The organism is Actinopolyspora lacussalsi (assembly GCA_030803735.1).
Taxonomy (GTDB): domain Bacteria; phylum Actinomycetota; class Actinomycetes; order Mycobacteriales; family Pseudonocardiaceae; genus Actinopolyspora; species Actinopolyspora lacussalsi.
Window position 1 is genome coordinate 3,904,574 of the sequence record JAURUC010000001.1, and the last position, 17,314, is coordinate 3,921,887.

At 66.0% G+C, this 17,314-nt stretch carries 16 protein-coding genes; 12 read left to right on the forward strand and 4 right to left on the reverse strand.

All coding sequences use genetic code 11. The features are described from left to right. From J2S53_RS17410 to J2S53_RS17435, 6 genes are all read left to right on the forward strand, one after another. Positions 1-285 (forward strand): acyl carrier protein, encoded by a 285-nt coding sequence (locus J2S53_RS17410; RefSeq protein ID WP_456241857.1) that lies wholly within the window; start codon positions 1-3, stop codon positions 283-285. Positions 286-290: 5 nt separating this feature from the next. After that, complete coding sequence (locus J2S53_RS17415) at positions 291-1,547, forward strand: hydroxymethylglutaryl-CoA synthase family protein (RefSeq protein ID WP_456241858.1); 1,257 nt, start codon at positions 291-293, stop codon at positions 1,545-1,547. Positions 1,548-1,637: 90 nt separating this feature from the next. Next, positions 1,638-1,880 carry a phosphopantetheine-binding protein gene (locus J2S53_RS17420; protein ID WP_456241859.1) on the forward strand — a complete coding sequence of 81 codons (243 nt, stop codon included), beginning with the start codon at positions 1,638-1,640 and terminating at the stop codon, positions 1,878-1,880. Continuing rightward, the gene (locus tag J2S53_RS17425; RefSeq protein WP_456241860.1) at positions 1,877-3,199 is read left to right on the forward strand and encodes a beta-ketoacyl synthase N-terminal-like domain-containing protein; all 1,323 of its coding nucleotides are present in this window, start codon (positions 1,877-1,879) and stop codon (positions 3,197-3,199) included. Before J2S53_RS17420 ends, J2S53_RS17425 begins: the two co-directional genes overlap by 4 nt. Positions 3,200-3,321: 122 nt before the next feature. Then, positions 3,322-3,528 carry an MbtH family NRPS accessory protein gene (locus tag J2S53_RS17430; RefSeq protein WP_456241861.1) on the forward strand — a complete coding sequence of 69 codons (207 nt, stop codon included), beginning with the start codon at positions 3,322-3,324 and terminating at the stop codon, positions 3,526-3,528. Between the two features lie 211 nt (positions 3,529-3,739). Continuing rightward, positions 3,740-4,588 carry a thioesterase II family protein gene (locus J2S53_RS17435; protein WP_456241862.1) on the forward strand — a complete coding sequence of 283 codons (849 nt, stop codon included), beginning with the start codon at positions 3,740-3,742 and terminating at the stop codon, positions 4,586-4,588. Between the two features lie 118 nt (positions 4,589-4,706). Here J2S53_RS17435 and J2S53_RS17440 read toward each other — a convergent pair whose 3' ends face one another. Both J2S53_RS17440 and J2S53_RS17445 read right to left on the reverse strand, forming a co-directional pair. Beyond that, entirely contained in the window at positions 4,707-5,072 is a 366-nt protein-coding gene (locus J2S53_RS17440) for a VOC family protein (protein ID WP_456241863.1), read from the reverse strand. Between the two features lie 55 nt (positions 5,073-5,127). After that, positions 5,128-7,020, reverse strand: a complete 1,893-nt coding sequence (locus J2S53_RS17445; RefSeq protein ID WP_456241864.1) for an AMP-binding protein — start codon at positions 7,018-7,020, stop codon at positions 5,128-5,130. Between the two features lie 276 nt (positions 7,021-7,296). Between J2S53_RS17445 and J2S53_RS17450 the strand changes: the two genes are divergently transcribed. From J2S53_RS17450 to J2S53_RS17465, 4 genes are all read left to right on the forward strand, one after another. Continuing rightward, positions 7,297-7,839 carry an isochorismatase family protein gene (locus J2S53_RS17450; RefSeq protein ID WP_456241865.1) on the forward strand — a complete coding sequence of 181 codons (543 nt, stop codon included), beginning with the start codon at positions 7,297-7,299 and terminating at the stop codon, positions 7,837-7,839. A 37-nt stretch (positions 7,840-7,876) separates the two neighbouring features. Then, complete coding sequence (locus J2S53_RS17455) at positions 7,877-9,001, forward strand: winged helix DNA-binding domain-containing protein (protein WP_456241866.1); 1,125 nt, start codon at positions 7,877-7,879, stop codon at positions 8,999-9,001. A 62-nt stretch (positions 9,002-9,063) separates the two neighbouring features. Next, a complete protein-coding gene (locus J2S53_RS17460) occupies positions 9,064-10,542 on the forward strand; it encodes an MFS transporter (protein WP_456241867.1) in 1,479 nt (492 codons plus the stop codon). A 172-nt stretch (positions 10,543-10,714) separates the two neighbouring features. Further along, on the forward strand, positions 10,715-11,404 hold the full coding sequence (locus tag J2S53_RS17465) for a class I SAM-dependent methyltransferase (RefSeq protein WP_456241868.1): 690 nt from the start codon (positions 10,715-10,717) through the stop codon (positions 11,402-11,404). A gap of 56 nt (positions 11,405-11,460) precedes the next feature. On the opposite strand, the gene J2S53_RS17470 is transcribed toward J2S53_RS17465, so the two are convergent. After that, positions 11,461-12,177: a PIG-L deacetylase family protein gene (locus J2S53_RS17470; RefSeq protein ID WP_456241869.1), complete on the reverse strand. Its 717-nt coding sequence runs from the start codon at positions 12,175-12,177 to the stop codon at positions 11,461-11,463. Positions 12,178-12,300: 123 nt separating this feature from the next. Next, the gene (locus tag J2S53_RS17475; protein ID WP_456241870.1) at positions 12,301-13,482 is read right to left on the reverse strand and encodes an NAD(P)/FAD-dependent oxidoreductase; all 1,182 of its coding nucleotides are present in this window, start codon (positions 13,480-13,482) and stop codon (positions 12,301-12,303) included. 507 nt (positions 13,483-13,989) lie between these two features. Between J2S53_RS17475 and J2S53_RS17480 the strand changes: the two genes are divergently transcribed. Together J2S53_RS17480 and acs are read left to right on the forward strand one after the other, a co-directional pair. After that, the gene (locus tag J2S53_RS17480; protein WP_456241871.1) at positions 13,990-14,505 is read left to right on the forward strand and encodes a hypothetical protein; all 516 of its coding nucleotides are present in this window, start codon (positions 13,990-13,992) and stop codon (positions 14,503-14,505) included. Positions 14,506-15,000: 495 nt separating this feature from the next. Beyond that, entirely contained in the window at positions 15,001-16,983 is a 1,983-nt protein-coding gene (acs, locus tag J2S53_RS17485) for an acetate--CoA ligase (protein WP_092980348.1), read from the forward strand. Positions 16,984-17,314 lie beyond the last annotated feature (331 nt).

Consider the following 17,314-nt stretch of genomic DNA (forward strand, 5'->3'; position numbering starts at 1 on the left):
ATGCCGAAATCAACAGCCGACGCCGGAGAACAATCCGGAACACCGGACCACGAGGAGTGGGCCGAGGTTCGACGCGTCATCGGTGAGATTCTTCCCGGAGTCACCGAGTCCGAGATGACCGCAGATCGTCATCTCGAACAGCTCGGGGCTGATTCCGTCGATCGTGTCGAGATCGTGTTGGCCCTCAAGGACGGGTTCGGCGTGCGCGAACCCCTGAAATCGTTCGAGAACGTGCCGGATCTGCAATCTCTCGTGCGATTCCTGCACACATCGCGTACGAGGTGAGACACTTGGCAACCGCACAACCCACCGGCCGCTACGGCATAGCTGCCCTGAACGTCTACGCGGGACTCGCCCAGATCCCCGTTCCCACCCTGTTCGACGGGCGGGGACTCGACCGGGAACGTCTCGAAAACCTGGCGATGCGGCGTCGCTCCGTCGCCCTGCCCTTCGAGGATCCGGTGACCAACGCCGTCAACGCCGCCACACCGTTGTTGAACGCGTTGAGCGAGGAGGAACGCGCCTCGATCGAACTGCTCGTCACCTCCAGCGAATCCGGCGTCGACTACAGCAAATCGATCTCCAGCTATGTGCACGACCAGCTCGAACTTTCCAATCACTGCAGGCTGTTGGAGGTCAAACAGGCGTGCTACGCGGCGACGGCCGCTTTCCAACTGGCAGTGAGCTACGTTGCTTCCGGAGTCTCCCCGAACGCCAAGGCGTTGATCATCGCCACCGATGTGGCGCTGGTGGACGAGCGAGCCGGATACGCCGAACCCGCCACCGGTCACGGGGCCGTGGCGCTGCTCGTGGGGGAGGAACCGCGTGTGCTCGCGGTGGACCCCGGCGCATTCGGCACCTACAGTTACGAGACCCTCGATTCCGCCCGGCCCTCACCCCGTTACGACATCGCCGACATAGACCGTTCGCTCTTCGCCTATCTCGATTGCCTGACCGGTAGTTTCGGGGAGTACGCGTCGAGGGTGCGCGGCGCCGACTTCGTGGACACGTTCGACTACCTGGCCATGCACACCCCTTTCTCGGGCATAGTCAGGGCGGCGCATCGCAAAATGATGCGGGAGCGCGGTGACTCCGATTCCGGCGGGATCGCCGAGGACTTCGAGCGACGTGCCGCTCCTTCGCTCGTCTATCCGGCCGAAGTGGGCAATCTCTGCTCCGGCTCGGTCTATCTGGCACTGGCCAGCCTGCTGGACAACGCCGCGGTGACCGAACCTCGCAGGGTCGGGCTCTACACCTACGGATCCGGCTGTTCCTCGGAGTTCTACAGCGGGGTGGTCACGGCCGATTCCAAGGAGGCGGTGGGCGACACACGGCTCGGTCAACGGCTGGCTGAGCGGGTGGAACTCTCCTTCGAGGCGTACGAACAGCTGTGGCAGCACAATCGCTGGTGCCTGGAACCCACCGAGGACAGAAGCGTGGACGTCGACCACTGGACGGGTTTTCTCGGTTCGCCGCTCCCGGAACTCCCGTTGCTGGTCAACACCGGCACGAAGGGCTATCACCGGCAGTACGAGTGGATCGGGTGATACCGCGGGGCGGTGCGCCCGAGCCGGGAGATCCCCTCCGGGCCACCACCCGACCCGTCGAACGACCGAACCCGTCCCCGGAGGAGAACGATGCTTGATTCGCAGACGATACTGGAAACCGTCCGACGCAACGTCAATCTCGTGGTCCCCGAGATAGAGCAGTCCGAGGTCGTCTCCGAGGCGAGTCTGACCGATCTGGGATGCAACAGTGTCGATCGAGCGGATGTCGTCACCACGACCATGGAAGAGCTGGGAATCTCCGTTCCGATAGCCGAGTTCCGGGAGGTGGGCGATGTCGCTTCGCTGGTGGAACTGTTACGGGTGAACTCGTGAACGCGCCGGCGGAACGGAACCCCGGAGTGGCCGTCACCGGTGCCGGCCTGCTCTGCCCCGTCGCCGGTGACGTGGCGGAGTTCGCCACAGCCCTGTACGAGGGCCACAGCGGTGTCCGGGTCAGGTCTCCGGAGGACGACGAGATCAGCGGGGGCTCGGTACGCCGCACGCCCGGCCTCGCCGCGCCGTTACGGGACTTCTCCCTGGCCGACGCCGTTGACCGGTTGGGTGTCTCCGAGCTGTTGCGCACTCGTGCGCGGCGTCTCGCGGCCAGGGCGCCGCTACCGATACGTGCCGCCGTGGTGGCGGCCCTCCAGGCTTGGCAGGACGCCGGACTGGCCGAGGAGACCGGGACGGGCGAGGATACCGCGCTCGTGGTGGGTGGACAGAACCTCGCCAGCCGTTACACGGAGGAGTGCAGACCGCGTTACCTCAACGACCCCGCTCATCTGCCCGCCAGGTACGCGCTGCACATGATGGACACCGATCACGTCGGCGTGTTGAGCGCGTTGTTGGGAATCACCGCGGAGGGGTACACGCTGGGTGGTGCCTCGGCGAGCGGGAACCTGGCGCTGGTGCACGGTGCCCGGTTGGTGGATTCCGGCACGGTTCGCCGCTGTCTGGTGGTGGGTGCTATGGCCGATCTGTCCGAGATGGAGCTACAGGGGCTGTTCAATCTCGGTGCGATGGCGGGGACCGAGGGCAACGACCGCCCCGAACTGCGGTGTCGTCCGTTCGACCGGCAGCGTGAGGGGTTCGTTCCCGGGCAGGGAGTGGGGTGTCTGGTGCTGGAACGGGCTGATCGGGCGAGAACGCGAGCCCCTGCCGTGTACGGTCTGCTCGCCGGTCACGCGGTGGGTCTGGACGGTAACCAGCTCTCCGATCCGGACGAGAACGGCGAGACGCGAGTGATGATCCGTGCGATACGGCAGGCCGGAGTGGAACCCAGCGCGGTGGACTGCGTCAACACGCACGGTACCGCTTCACGGCTGGGAGACGAGACGGAAGCGAGGGCGATCGAGAACGTGCTCGGCAGCGATGTCACCCGGCCCTGGATAAACGCCACCAAGGGCTGGACGGGGCACTGCCTCGGCGCTTCCGGGGTGATCGAGGCGATCGCCGTGTTGCTGCAGATGCGGGGCGGATTCGTTCATCCGAACGCGAACCTGACCGACCCGCTCCATGAGAAGTTGCGTTTCGTGGGTGGCACCGCCGAACCGGCGCGGCTCGACTACGTTCTCTCCAATTCCTTCGGTTTCGGAGGTATGAACAGCAGTCTGCTGCTGGCCGGCCCGGAGCACGCTCTCCGGAGTGGCTGAGCCCTACTCGCCGCGCCCCGCGTTCCCGTTCGGTGATCTCGGGGCCGCTGTTCCGGAGACTGACACGACCGCTGGTGACCGGGGAGAACCCGGCACGCCTTTCTCGTTCGAGAGGAGATGCCTTGTTCGAGGCACGGATTCGTTATCGCGTGGTGCGCAATCAGTGTGGTCAGTACTCGATCTGGCCCGCCGACTCCGATCCGCCGTCGGGGTGGGACGCGGTGGGGGAACCCGCCGCGAGGGAGGAGTGTCTGACCGACATCGACAACAGGTGGCGAGACATCCGCCCCGCCCCTTCCTCGGAGAGCTGTGGGCCCGCCCGGGGATGAAGCAGTGACCAAGGCACCGGAGCCCGCCCGCGGCCTCGGCTCGGGAGGGGCCGGCCCCGGTGAACGGTGGCTTCGGGACCGGTTCCGTGCCGGGGAGCACGCGGTGCTTGGCACGGCGCGACGGGCGTTCGTGGCCTCCGACTCCCGATCGGGAAACCGGTGAGCCTTACGCGGGGCTTCCCGCATGGCCCTCGAACAAAGGAGTGAGAACATGCCCGTACCGGAAGCCCGGATCGGAGACGAGGAGCCCCGGGACTCCATGACGACCCGGAACTTCAGGGCGCCCCGGGGCGAGCGAGGATCCCGGTCGGACCCCGCGGCCCGCTGGTTCGCGGGTTCGCCGCTGTCCTCGGATGAATGTCGAATAAGGCTGTTCTGCTTTCCGCACGCCGGGGGCGGTAGCGCACTGTTCCGGCCGTGGCGTGCCGAACTGGCCTCCCGGGGAATCGACGTGCTCCCGCTGGTGTTGCCGGGGAGGGAATCCCGGATACACGAACCCGCCTATCGCCGCGTGGTCGATCTCGTCGAAGCGCTGGCGGAGGTCCTGCCCGATCGGCTGGACACGCCGTATGCCTTCTTCGGGCACAGCATGGGAGCCGTGGTCGCTTACGAGACCGCCCGCGCGCTGGCCCGAAGAGACCATCCGCGACCACGCTGCCTGCTGGTCTCCGGCCGCAGGGCCCCTGGGTTGCCGAGCAGACGCAGGCTGTTCTCCGAACTCTCCGACGAGGTGCTGCTGGAGGCGATGGGAGAGCTGAACGGCACTCCGGCCGAGATCCTGCGGGACAGGGAACTCATGCGGTTGTTCCTGCCCTGCCTGCGTGCGGACCTGGAGCTCAATGAGTACTACATCCCACTTCCGGGGGAGTCCCTGGATGTGCCGATCACCGCGATGGGCGGGACATCCGACCCGGAGGTGGACCCCGACGAGCTGAGCGCCTGGGGGAGTCGCACCACCGGAACGTTCCACGAACGGCTGTTCGAAGGGGACCACTTCTACTTGAAAGGTGCGGTTCCCGAGGTCATGACCACCGTGCGTTCCGCACTGGGGATCGCTTGAACGTGTGAGGCGACCGCCCGTCACACGCGGATCGCGCGCTCGGGTGAAAAGAAGCGGGCGGCGCCGGAAGGCGCACCCTGCGGTGCGTTCCGGCGCCGCCCGTGGTTACGGGACGAGCTCACATGGCGCTCGTGCAGAACGGGTGACCCGCTGGATCGGTGAATACACGCCAGCGTTCCTCGTTCGGCTGCTCCTTGGCCTTCTCCGCGCCCATCGCCAGGATCCGGCTCTCCGCCTCGTCCAGGTCCGCGACGCCGAAGTCCAGGTGGAACTGCTGTGGCACGCTTTGGCTCGGCCATTCCGGAGCGCGGTAGTCCGCCACCCGCTGGAACCCGATCCACAGGCCGCCCTCGGTGGCCAGGCCGACGAAGTCGTCGTCGCTGTAGACCATCTCCCAGCCGGTCAGCTTCTGGTAGAACTCCCCGAGTGCCTTGGGGTCGGGGCAGTCCAAGGTGACGGCTCGCAGGCTCACTTGTTCGGTCAAGGTCGTTGTCTCCGTTTCTGTTCCGCTCTCGTCGGTGATGTGCTGGTTTCGCCGGTTATTCGCCGAATTCGCAGTCCAGCTGGAAGACGGTTCCGTCGGAACCCTCCACGATCTCGGCCGATCCGGTTATCCCGGTGAGTTCGCCGGTTCCGGTGTTCGGAACGATCGTCCAGCTCCCGGAACGGCTCTCCGGGGTCATGATGGTCGAATGGCGTACCACGAAACTGCCGCTGCGGCCCGCCATGGTGCCCTTGATGTACTCGTAGGCAACGTAGGACATCGAGTTCTCAACCGGAGTTTTCAGCATCGTCGCCAGAACTTCACTGGTGCCTTCCAGCTCACCGGTGAACGTCTTCGTCATGCGGGTTCGGGTTAGGGTGGCGCCCTCCCATTCCTGGAGAGGTTGCTCGTCCCAGGAATCGACGCTGAACTTGCTTTCGATCCGAGTGGACATCGGACCTCCTTCACCGGTTCGCAACGCCGCGGCGAGTCGCTCCCGCAGCGAGTGTTTGATTACCTTGCCGTTCTGGCTGCGTGGCAGCTTCTCGAACCGCTCCAGGACAGCGGGAGGTTCGTGGTCGGAGAGTTGTTCCCGCAATCGGGATCTCAACTCCGGCACGCTGCCGTTCGGCCCGAGAACGACCCCCACACCCACGACTTCCTCGTTTCCGAAGGGTACGGAAACCACCGAAGCGTCCTCGACCGATTCGTAGGCGTACACCGCTGCCTCCAGCTCCACACTGGATACCAGACCCGAAGCCGTGTGTATCGCTTCGCTGGCCCTGTCGAAGAACTTTATACGCCCGTCCTGTTGTATGCTGGCCAGGTCGCCGGTCCTGATCCAGCCGTCCACGTAGGTTCGTTCGTTGGCGGTTGTGTTGTCCAGATAGCGCCGTTGCGGAGCGCGGCAGCGAATCCTGATTTCACCCAACTCCCCGTCCGGAACCGTGTCGCCGTTCTCGTCCGCGATACGCACCTCGGTTCCGGTGGCCGGAGCTCCCAGTGAGAACGGGTTCTCCGGATCGTAGGTTCCCACTATCGCGGCGGGAACCGCCTCCGCGGCTGTGAAGGTGGTCGTGATGGTGGCCCCCGGGAAATCCTCCAGCAGTTCTCGGGCGATGGCCGCCGACAACGGTGCCGCGCCCGAGGCGAGTGTTGCCACTTCGGAAAGATCGTAACGCCTGGCCGTGCCCTCCCGAACTATCCGGGTCGCTATCTCCGGGTTGATCATCAACGAGTTCGCGCGGAATTTCTCCGCGAGTTGTCCGAATCGTTCCGTGTCTCCCGGCGGGCACAACACGAGCTTGGTCGGCGAGGCCAATGCGATGTGCAGGGTGGTGGCGCTCGCGTTTGTCCCGAGCGTCATCGGGACCACCAGCGGTTTCGGATCCCGGAACTGGGCGAATCCCTCCGGGCCCCTCCCGTGTGTGGTGTTGCCGTGCGGCACCGCTATGGCTTTCGGCGTTCCCGTGGTTCCGGTGGTGTACAGAATGTCCGATAAATCTGTTGCGGAGATTTCGTGCTCGTAGTGGGAGTCGTCCGTATCGGCCACATCGGTTACTTTTCGTGACCATCCGGTGAATCCTCGCACCGGCGAAATGTCCGTGGCGTGCAGCAGCCCCACCGCTCCGCACTGTTCTATCCTGCGGTCGATCTCCCCCGCCGAGATTCCGTCGTTGAGGTGGAACGCGGTCGCCCCGCACTTGTGCACCGCGAGATAAGCCACCGCGTAGTCGATCCACTCCTGGCCACTGAAGTGCAAACCGATTCTGTCGCCGTGCCCGACCCCGAGCGCTGTCAGGCCACGAGCCACCGCGTTGGTGCGGAGCTCCCATTCACCGTAGGTGATTTCCGTTGTATCGTTCACGTTCAGCGCCACCCAATCCGGGTGGTGATCGGCACGTCGTCGGAGGAGGTCCGGCAGGCAGAAACTCTCTTCTTCTCGCACGATCAGTCCTCGATTCGGAAAGCTGGCCTCTGGCGGTGAACCGTTCGTGGTGGAATTCGCGGAGCGCTCCGGGCCGGACTCTAGACGACTTCGCCGCGCAGCCAAACAAGTACGGAATACCGGTCAAGACTCGTACCAGTGGGCATCCAGCGGGATGACCGACAGTTGACTCGCTCGCCGTGTGCTCGGCGGACGTTTTCATCGGCACGAAAGGAATACGAAGCCGTGGCGGTCAATTCCTCGACAGCGACAAGTTCGTTCGTTCCCTCGCGTACAGTGCTGTTGCTCATCGATCTCATGAACGGCGTCGTGGGGAGTGGTGGCGCCCCGCACCACCCCGAGGACGTCGTCGCCAATTCGGCTCGACTGGCCAAGACGTTGCGGGACAACGGTGGTTTCGTCGTCCTGGTCCGAGTCGACCACGCTCCCGACGGTTCACTCGCCCCCGCGCCGATCACCGACACGACCGGAGCCGCGCCCGCCGAGCTGCCCAGCGACTGGAACGAGGTCGTCCCGGAGCTGTGCGGCTCCGGTGACGCCGTGGTGACCAAGTTCGGCTGGGACGCCTTCCACGGCACGGAGCTGGACATGATGCTGCGTCGCAAACGCGTCGAGACGATCCTGCTCGGGGGGATGATCACCAACCTGGGGGTCGAATCCGCGGCACGCAGCGCCTTCGACCTCGGTTACGAGCAGATCTTCGTCGAGGACGCCATGACCGGTTTCGATCCCACCACGCATCGGCACACCACCGAGAGTCTGTTCCCGATGATCGGCCGGGTTCGTCGAACCGAGGAGTTGCTGAAAGCCTTCGCATGACCACCATTCGTAATCGTCATGCGAGGAGTGTCCAGTCATGGTGATCGACGTCGGCCGCGACCGTGTTCTCGCCTACCGTGCGGCAGCCCAGGAACTGGCGCGTACCGGAACCGAGCCGGAATCCCTTCGGGTGTTCCGGCTGGGTGTGCAGGACAACCAGTCGGGAGCCGCCGTGTTGGCGTTGGCCGCGCGCTGTTCCGGTACGTTCACCTCGGACGATGTGTTCGACGGGGGCCGAACCGTGCGGACGTGGTCCGTACGGGGGGCTCCTCATCTGCACGGCCGTGCCGAGCTGCCCGGTCTGGCGACCGCGCTCTGGCCGCTCGACGACGGTGACGCGGAGACCAGGCTCGGCAGCTCCGGCCGAGCCGTCCGCAAGGCGGGGGTGTCCGGGACCGAAGCGTTTCGTCTCGTCGCAGCAGCGATGCGCGACACCGTCACGGAACCCATGACGAAGGGAGACGCCAGCGCCGGTGTCTCCCGGCGTGTCCCGGACGCACTCAAGTACGACTGCCGTACCTGCGGTGCGACGCACGTCTACGGTTCCCTGTTCCAGAACGCCGCGTTGGCGGCGGGGATACTGCTCGATCCGCGGGCGAGCGGGACAGTGCTGTTGCCCGACAGCGAAGCGGGCTCGATCCCCGGAGAAGCACGTGGGACCGATGAGCTGATTCGTGCCTACCTCCGGTTGCACGGGCCGGCCACTCCGGAAACGGTGGCGGATTTCTTCGGGACACGTGCGGATCGGATCCGTCGGGTATGGCCGGAAGGCTTGACCGAGGTCAGGGTGGCGGGAAGCGCGGCATGGCTCGACGACAGCGGTACCGAGGAGTTGCGGTCGGCCCCGCCCTTCGAGGAGGTCCGGCTGCTGCCGCCCACCGATCCCTTCCTGCAGGCCAGGGACCGTTCGTTGCTGCTGCCCGACGAGAGTCGTCGCAAGGAGCTCTGGAAATCGCTCAACAGCCCCGGGGCGGTGTTCGCACGCGGGGAGATCCTCGGAACCTGGCGACTGCGTGGTGCCGGGCGGAAACGGAGCGAGCTCAGGACGAGCTGGTTCGAGGGTGCGCCCGATTCGGAGCTGCGAAGCGCCGTCGAGCGGGAGGCCGAGCGTGTCCGCGAGGTGAACGGTGTGGAAGAGGTCCGTGTGGTCTTCGAGGAGTGATCCGGTTGTGACATCGAACCCGTGATCCGATTCGTAACTCATCCGATCGAGAAGGGACCGAGATGACATCGGAAGCCACCCGGCCGGAGCCGCGGCCGCTGAACGGGCGGAAGCGCGCGATCACCACGGCGGGGGTGTTGCTCGCGCTGTTACTGGCCTCCGTGGACTCCGCCATCGTGAGCACGGCGCTGCCCCGGATCGTCGAGGATCTGGGAGGAGCGGCCCTCTACGCCTGGCCCGGTGGCGCTTTCATGGGCGCCGCGGCCGTAATGCTGCCCATAGGTGGCAAGCTGGGAGACATATTCGGCCGCAAGCTGTTCATGCTCGTCGGGTTGACCGGTTTCGTCGCTTCGTCCGCACTCTGCGGAATCGCGGGAAGCATGGTCGCCCTCGTCGTGTTCCGCGCCGTGCAGGGTGTTTTCGGCGGCATGCTGCTTGTGACGATGTTCACCGTCATCGCCGACATACATCAGGGTGAGTCCCGTGCCAGGGCACAGGGACTCGCCAGCGCCGTCTTCGGCATCGGTTCGGTCGTGGGGCCGCCGATCGGCGGTTTCATCACCGACGCACTGGGGTGGCGTTGGATCTTCTACGTCAACATCCCGTTCGGGTTGCTCGCGTTGGCCGCTCTGGTGGCTGTCCCGCACGTGAGCTCCGACGCCGACTGGCGCTCGATCGATTTCCCCGGCGTGCTGACGCTCATCGGCGGGATAGTCCCGTTGTTGTGCGGCCTTTCCGTGCTCAACTCCGCGTCCGGTGTGTCCCCGACCGTGCTGCTGCTGTTCGCCGTCGGCCTGGTGTCGCTCGGTTGCTTCGTGTTCGTCGAGCTCAGAGTCGCCGACAATCCGGTGGTCCCGTTGGGGATCTTCCGCGTCAACCAGGTGACGGTCCTGGTCGTCGTGGGTTTTCTGAGTAATTTCGGGATGCTGGCCGGAAGTTACTACGCACCACTGCTCTATCAGGGCATGCTGGGCACGAGCGCCTCGCAGGCGGGCAACTGGTTGATCCCCATGATGCTCGCGTTGATCGTGGGAAGCACGCTTTCCGGCCGGATCTTCCCCCGGATCCCGCGCTACCGCTTCTTCCTGACCGGTGTTCTCGTCGTGCTGATGGTGGCGCTGTGGTCGCTGAGCCGTGTCGGCCCCGACACGGCCGCGTGGCTGCCCATGATCGCCCTCGCCTGTTGCGGTGCCGCACTGGGTGCGATCTTCCCGGTCCTGACGACGGTCGTGCAGAGTTCGGTCGTACCGGAGCGACTGGGGGTGGCCACCAGCCAGATCTCGTTCTGGCGTGCCCTCGGCGGGCCGGTGGCGCTGGCCGTGCTCGGTGTGTTCGTGGGAAGCGGGATAGGGACATCCGGTGAGCCCGCGACCGTTTCCACCGCCATGAGCGGTGTCTTCCTCACCGCCTCCGGGGTGGTGGCCGTGGCGGCGGTGGCTTCGCTGCTGCTGCGGGAAGTGCCGCTCGGCGGCTCCGAGAAGGCAGCGCGAGAGGAGGCTGCCGGAGCCGAGGCAGCGGGAGCCGACTCCGGGCGCGATTAGTCAGGGCCCGCGAATACCTCCGGTTCCGGGGCAGTGGATACCGGGTCCGTGTCCGGAACCGGGTTACCCCCACGGCTGTTCGGCAGGCAGATCCAACGGTTGGGAGACCACAGTGAACCGACGTTCGGGATTCGATCAGTTAGCGGAGGAGTACGAGTCAAAGCGGGGAGGCATGTCCCGTGCCCGGCTGGCCGCCGACGACCTGTTGCCGTACCTGGCGACCGGTGGCGTGCTCGAAGTCGGAGTGGGAACCGGTGCGCTCGCTCAGGCACTGCGCGAGCGCGGTCGCGCGATCAGCGGTGTCGACATCTCGGAACCGATGCTGCGACAGGCCCGTGAGCGGTTGGGGAGTGAATCGGTCACCCGGGCGGACGCGGTGGCCCTGCCGTTCCCCGCCGACGACTTCGCCAACGTGGTGCTGGCCCATGTCGCCCACCTCGTGGACGACATTACGGAAGCCTTGTCCGAGGCTGCCAGGGTGGTGGCACCCGGTGGGCGTGTGCTGCTGTTGCACGGACATCCGATCGGCGAGGTCGACGAACTGAGCGAGGCCACCTCGTCGCTTCGTCCGCTCGAACAACAGCGGACCGATTCTCCCGAGCGAGTGCGGGAAACCGCCGAGCGTGTGGGGTTGCTGACCGTCTCGCAGGACCGGGGAACGGCTTACGAGCACGGCATGACCCCCGCGGAACTGGCACGCAACATCGAGACCCGACAGTGCCCCTACCTGTGGGACGTGGACGCCGAGACCTGGACGGCCGCGGTGGAACCGGCACTGGAGGCACTGCGGGCGTTGCCCGAGCAGGAACGAACCCGCACGAACCGCTGGCAGGTTCACCGTTCCGTGTTCGCCGCCCCCTGATCGGTCGAACGGGTACCGCCGGAGTGATTTCCGGCGGTACCCGCTTTCGGAGGGCTTCAGCGCGGCAGTAGTTCGAACGCTATGGCGGGGCGGTTACCGAAGCGTTCCCCGGTGAGCTTCGCGAAATTGGTCAGCGGGGTGCGCACGTCGGACATGGCGGGGCCCAACGAGGACAGGTAGGCGCTGTGGGCCTCCAGGGAGGCCACGGCCTGGTCCAGTGTCTCGGTGATGTCCACCGCGTGGGTCGGGTTGGGGGAGCTGGCGATCGCGACGTGCTTCACCCCGCCCCAGGGCTCGGTGGCGAGCTCGGGGAATATCCAGCGGTTTCCGGCGTCTCCCACCGCGTCCAGCAGAGCGCGTCCCGTGTTGCGGTGGTCGGGGGTGTTCCATTTGCCGTTGCCGAAAGTGTCGTGGTGGTTGAACCCCACCACGAGTTCCGGCCGGTGCCGCCGGATCGCGTCCGCCAGGTCCCTGCGCAGCGGGATTCCGTACTCGATGGTTCCGTCCGTGTGGTTCAGGAACTCCACCGAACCCACTCCGACGATCTCGGCGGCAGCACGCTGTTCCGCTTCTCTGACCCGGGCGGACTCCTCCGGCGACATCGAGTCGATACCCGCTTCTCCCCGGGAGGCCAGCAGATATGTGACGTGTTTGCCCTCGGCTGTCCACGCGGCCACGGCGCCCGCCGCACCGAATTCCACGTCGTCGGGATGGGCTACGACGATCAGGGCGCGTTCCCAGTCGTCGGGCATCGATCGCAGCTCGTCACTCATGGAAACAGGGTCGCAAGCTCGACGGGATTTCCACTGGAATCGAGCTGGACCCACCGGTCGGGACATCTCACCGCTGTTCGGTCGGAAATCGGTGACGACGTCCGGCGCCCGATGGGTGGTTCGTCAGAGCATCGCCATCAGTTCGGGGGTGTAAAGTGCCTCCACCGGCCGGACACCTGCCACGGTGTCGAAGTAGAGTTCCGTGAGCGCGGGATCGGCGCCTATCGCCCGCAGCATCTCGATCCGCTGTTGTTTGGCCTGCAGCTGCGCCACTATCAGGGTCGCCTTGTAGCCGTCCACGAGTTCCGCGTCGCGGCGGTGTTCGTAGCGTTGGAGCCCCTCGTCCAGTTCTTCCGGTGCGTCCAGCACGCCTGCGGTGTTCTCCACCAGGTGTTCCGCCTGTAGAAACGCGTCGCTGATACCGCGGGCGCTGATCGAGTCCTTGTGGTGACCGGCGTCCCCGACGAGTGCCCAGCCCGAGCCGTGAGCTCGCCGGAAGAAGTTACGCTGGTCCCCCGTTCCCCGGATTCCCTCGGTCCGTCGCTTGCCTGCCAACCGGTCCCGCAGGGCGGGAGCCGTGCTCTGGATGGTTTCCAGGTACTCGCGCTCCGCGTCTTTGCGTATCTCGTCGAAACGTTCCTGCGGGAAATAGGTCGCTATCAGCGTCGTGTTGTCGTTGGTCGGTACGGCCCCCACCCATTTTCCGGGACCCTCGTACAGCTCGAAGTGCGCCGGGACGTCCTCCCAGTAGTCGTAGTAGGCGCACGTCATCCTGGGATCCCGCACCGTGTACTCCGCCTCCGCGAGTCGGGCCACGGTCGAGCGCATGCCGTCGGCTCCCACCACGAGTGCGGCCTGTTCGGTGAAGCTCCGGTTCCCGTGCTTGGCCGCCACACCGATCACCCGGCCCTGGTCGTCGCGGAGCAGCCCGGTCACCGAGCACTGCTCACGCAGCTCCACGTCGGCCGCGACCGCGCCGTCGACGAGGATCTTGTCCAGGACGCGTCTTCTGGGGGCGTAGGCCTCGCGGTATCCGTCCACTCCGCTGCTTCCGCCTTCGAGGCGCACGTCGGAGACCTCGTAGACCACGGTGTCCAGCGGTGGGCAGTCGGTGGCACGTATCTCTTCCAGCAGCCCCCAACGTCCCAGCCGTTCCACCCCGGGTTGATGGATGTAGTTCGTGGACATGGTGTCCGAGGGAAAAGAACCCCGGTCCAGCAGTAGTACACTGTGGCCCGAGCGCGCATAGAGCATGGCCGTGGAAGCTCCCGCACATCTGGCTCCGACGACGATCACGTCGTACATGACAACCACCCCGCAACATCCCGACGACAAGGTTGGACCCGTCCGGGGAAACGAGGATCTCGGAGTGGCCCCACCCTCGGGGCTTTCGCGGGCTCCGAGCGATGCTGTCCTTCCGTTGCCGGGCCCCGGTCGTTCGCGGTGCCCGGCCGCCGTGTGGCGGCCCGGGGCGACTCCCGGACGGATCGGTGACACCGGAGCAGCCTACGGAACGGTTCTTCGCCCGACTGCTCAGAATTGAGCGTCGGGTGTGACGACGGGAGTTCTCGAATCCTGCTGTTACGCCGCGTAGTCGGGTTCTTTTCGGTGAGATCGTTCCCGCGGTACGACGCGGAACCGGATTCGAGCGTTCCCGGAGGGGATAGGTTCGGCTGTTTCCCCTGCGTCCTAAAAGTCGGAATGTGCGATTTTGAGCAGCGTAGTCATGCCGGGTTGGTTACGTTTCGGTATCGCAGCGAAACGCTGCTCGCCCCAGGCGGCGATGATTTGATTTGAAGGGAAGAGCGCGCGATGCACGCCTTCAGCAAGTTCGGTGCCGGTGCCGCTACGGTTCTCGCCGCGGTGGGAGCCCTCACTGTGGCAGGCTCCACCGCCGCGACGGCGGACACGAACTCGGTGGTCTACTCCTGCGGTTCCGGGAGTCAGACACAGCAGTTCGACGAACGGATCACGATTACGGCTCCCACGGATGCGAGCGTGGGGGACAGCATTGTTCTCGACGTCTCCGTCCAGCACGACAATCAGGCCCAGGATCCCTTCCCCGCGGGTTCCATAACGGCCGAGTTGGACGTGACGGTGGGCGGAGCGGTTTCCGACGAGGTCACCGCCACGGGGCTGACCAACGAGGACAGGGTCCCCGCCGGTGACGCTCCGTTGCTCACGGGTGGTCAGGCCGAGGTCACAGTGCCCAACGCCGGGGATGTGACGTTCACACCGGACACTTTCACGGTCGTCAACAACGGTGTCGCCGTTTCGTGCACACCTGCCGAGGCGGCTCCGGTGATCGCGACCACCCACGTTTCCTGATGTCTCGTCGATAGTTTTCCCGCGCCTGTATCCGGCTCGGGTGGAACCGGCTCACCACTTCGCTCGTGGTGAGCCGGTTCTTGTGTGTGGCGGGCGAGCGTGTGCACGGACAGTGATTGAGCTTTCCCTCGTGCGGGCGAACTGCACGCTTCAGTGGCCGGTGGTCGCTCCATCGGTGGACGGGTCATCCTTCCGGGGTTATCCACGTGGGGGATTCACAGCGGGTTTGATCTCGATGAGGATCGGGAGAGCGATAGAGCGAGCGCAGCGCGATGTTCGTGGCTGTAAGGGAATGCGTTTCACGCTCGTGCGGCTTAGGGTCGACACGCGGAGACGATGCCGCCCGGTCTTTCGAGGAACGTCTCCGGGGAGACTGGACCCCCCGGAAAGATTGGTCTCAACCTTTGCACGATTCCCTCTATCGAATTAAGCCGAATCCCACTACGGTTCTGTTACAGACAGAGCTGTAGCAGCAGCGACGGAGGTTCGACACCGATGAGTCAGCCCGACGGGCAGAGCAACACGTTGGACAACCTGCTCGAGGAGAACAGGACGTTCCCACCCGCAGCGGACTTCGCGGCGCAGGCGAACGCCACCGCCGAACTCCACGACCGGGCAGCCGAGGACCGGTTGGGCTTCTGGGCGGAGCAGGCCCGTCGCTTACAGTGGGACTCCGACTGGGACCAAGTGCTGGACTGGTCGAACGCCCCCTTCGCGAAGTGGTTCGTCGGAGGCAGGCTCAACGTCGCCCACAACTGCGTGGACCGGCACGTCGAAGCGGGCAACGGCGACCGGGTGGCGATCTACTGGGAGGGCGAACCCGGCGACTCGCGCAGGATCACCTACTCCGAGCTGCGTGACGAGGTCTCCAGGACCGCCAACGCGCTGACCGAACTCGGGGTCGGCTCGGGTGACCGCGTCGCGATCTACCTGCCGATGCTGCCCGAGGCAGTGTTCGCCATGCTCGCCTGCGCCCGGCTGGGTGCCCTGCACAGCGTGGTCTTCGGCGGGTTCTCCTCGGAGGCGTTGCGCAGCCGGATCAACGACGCCGAGGCCAAAGTGGTCATCACCTGCGACGGTCAGTTCCGGCGCGGTTCGGCGGCGCCGCTGAAGGCCAACGTCGACGAGGCCGTCACCGACACCCCCAGCGTCGAGCACGTGCTGGTCGTGCGTCGCACCGCGAGCGAGGTCGGCTGGGACGCCGACCGGGACCTCTGGTGGCACGACGTGGTCGACCGGCAGAGCGCGACGCACACACCCGAGTCGTTCGACTCCGAACACCCGCTGTTCATCCTCTACACCTCGGGCACCACCGGCAAGCCCAAGGGCATCCTGCACACCTCGGGCGGCTACCTGACGCAGGCCGCCTACACCCACAACGCGGTGTTCGACCTCAAGCCGGAATCCGATGTGTACTGGTGCACCGCCGACATCGGCTGGGTCACCGGGCACACCTACATCGTCTACGGGCCGTTGGCCAACGGCGCCAGCCAGGTCATCTACGAGGGCACCCCCAACAGCCCGCACGAGGGCAGGCACTGGGAGATCGTGCAGAAGTACGGGGTGACCACCTACTACACGGCCCCGACCCTGATCCGTACCTTCATGAAGTGGGGAGCCGAGATCCCCGCTCAGTACGACCTGTCCACCCTGCGGGTGCTCGGAACCGTGGGCGAACCGATCAACCCCGAGGCGTGGACCTGGTTCCGCGAGCACATCGGGAGCGGCCGCACGCCCATCGTTGACACCTGGTGGCAGACCGAGACCGGCGGCATCATGATCTCTCCGCTTCCCGGTGTGACCTCGGCCAAGCCCGGTTCCGCGCAGCAGCCGCTGCCCGGACTGTCGGCCACCGTGGTCGACGAGAGCGGCACGCCGGTCGGCAGGGGAGAAGGCGGTCTGCTGGTGCTCGACAAGCCCTGGCCCGGCATGCTGCGCGGTATCTGGGGCGACGACCAGCGCTTCAGGGACACCTACTGGGCGCGGTTCGCCGAGCAGGGCTACTACTTCGCCGGTGACGGTGCCAAGTACGACAGCGACGGCGACATCTGGCTGCTGGGCCGGGTGGACGACGTCATGAACGTCTCCGGGCACCGCATCTCCACCACCGAGGTGGAGTCCGCCCTGGTCTCGCACCCCACGGTCGCCGAGGCCGCCGTGGTGGGCGCCGAGGACGCCACCACCGGCCAGGGCATCGTCGCGTTCGTCATCCTGCGCGGTGGCAGCGGCGAGGACGCGGGCGGCGACACGGCCATCTCCACCCTGCGGGAGCACGTGGCGCACGAGATCGGCCCCATCGCCAAGCCCCGGCAGATCATGGTGGTTTCCGAGCTGCCCAAGACCCGGTCCGGCAAGATCATGCGCAGGCTGTTGCGCGACGTGGCGGAGAACCGTCAGGTCGGGGACGTCTCCACCCTCGCCGATTCGAGCGTCATGGATCAGATCAGTGCCGGGATGAAGTCCGGAGGCGACGACTGAGGGAAGTCCGCAGCGGCTCGGTTTTCCAACCCGCTCCTGTTGCGGAACCTCTCGTGCGGCTCTCGCTGCGGGTGCCCCGACATCGGGTAGCTGACCTACACAACGTCGGGACCGTCCTCGCGAGAGCCGTACGAGAGAACCCGCGGCGGTGCAGGCTGCGAGGGTGGCCGGAGTTCGGCCTGTGGGAGTGATAGGAGTCGCGACTCGCGAGGGTGGTGGGAGTCCGACCCTCGTCGGCGCCACCGGCGCGGCGATTTCGCGAGAAATCGACGCCGCTCTCGCACCGGCAGTTGAGCGGTAGGGCAGCCCGGGACCTTCGGTGTCCGATAAG

Bases quoted from the DNA above. Each gene is read 5' to 3' on its own strand.
- J2S53_RS17410 (WP_456241857.1), top strand. From the start codon at position 1: ATGCCGAAATCAACAGCCGACGCCGGAGAACAATCCGGAACACCGGAC.
- J2S53_RS17420 (WP_456241859.1), top strand. From the start codon at position 1,638: ATGCTTGATTCGCAGACGATACTGGAAACCGTCCGACGCAACGTCAAT.
- J2S53_RS17435 (WP_456241862.1), top strand. From the start codon at position 3,740: ATGCCCGTACCGGAAGCCCGGATCGGAGACGAGGAGCCCCGGGACTCC.
- J2S53_RS17455 (WP_456241866.1), top strand. From the start codon at position 7,877: ATGGTGATCGACGTCGGCCGCGACCGTGTTCTCGCCTACCGTGCGGCA.
- J2S53_RS17460 (WP_456241867.1), top strand. From the start codon at position 9,064: ATGACATCGGAAGCCACCCGGCCGGAGCCGCGGCCGCTGAACGGGCGG.
- J2S53_RS17465 (WP_456241868.1), top strand. From the start codon at position 10,715: ATGTCCCGTGCCCGGCTGGCCGCCGACGACCTGTTGCCGTACCTGGCG.
- J2S53_RS17470 (WP_456241869.1), bottom strand. From the start codon at position 12,177: ATGAGTGACGAGCTGCGATCGATGCCCGACGACTGGGAACGCGCCCTG.
- J2S53_RS17475 (WP_456241870.1), bottom strand. From the start codon at position 13,482: ATGTACGACGTGATCGTCGTCGGAGCCAGATGTGCGGGAGCTTCCACG.
- J2S53_RS17480 (WP_456241871.1), top strand. From the start codon at position 13,990: ATGCACGCCTTCAGCAAGTTCGGTGCCGGTGCCGCTACGGTTCTCGCC.
- acs (WP_092980348.1), top strand. From the start codon at position 15,001: ATGAGTCAGCCCGACGGGCAGAGCAACACGTTGGACAACCTGCTCGAG.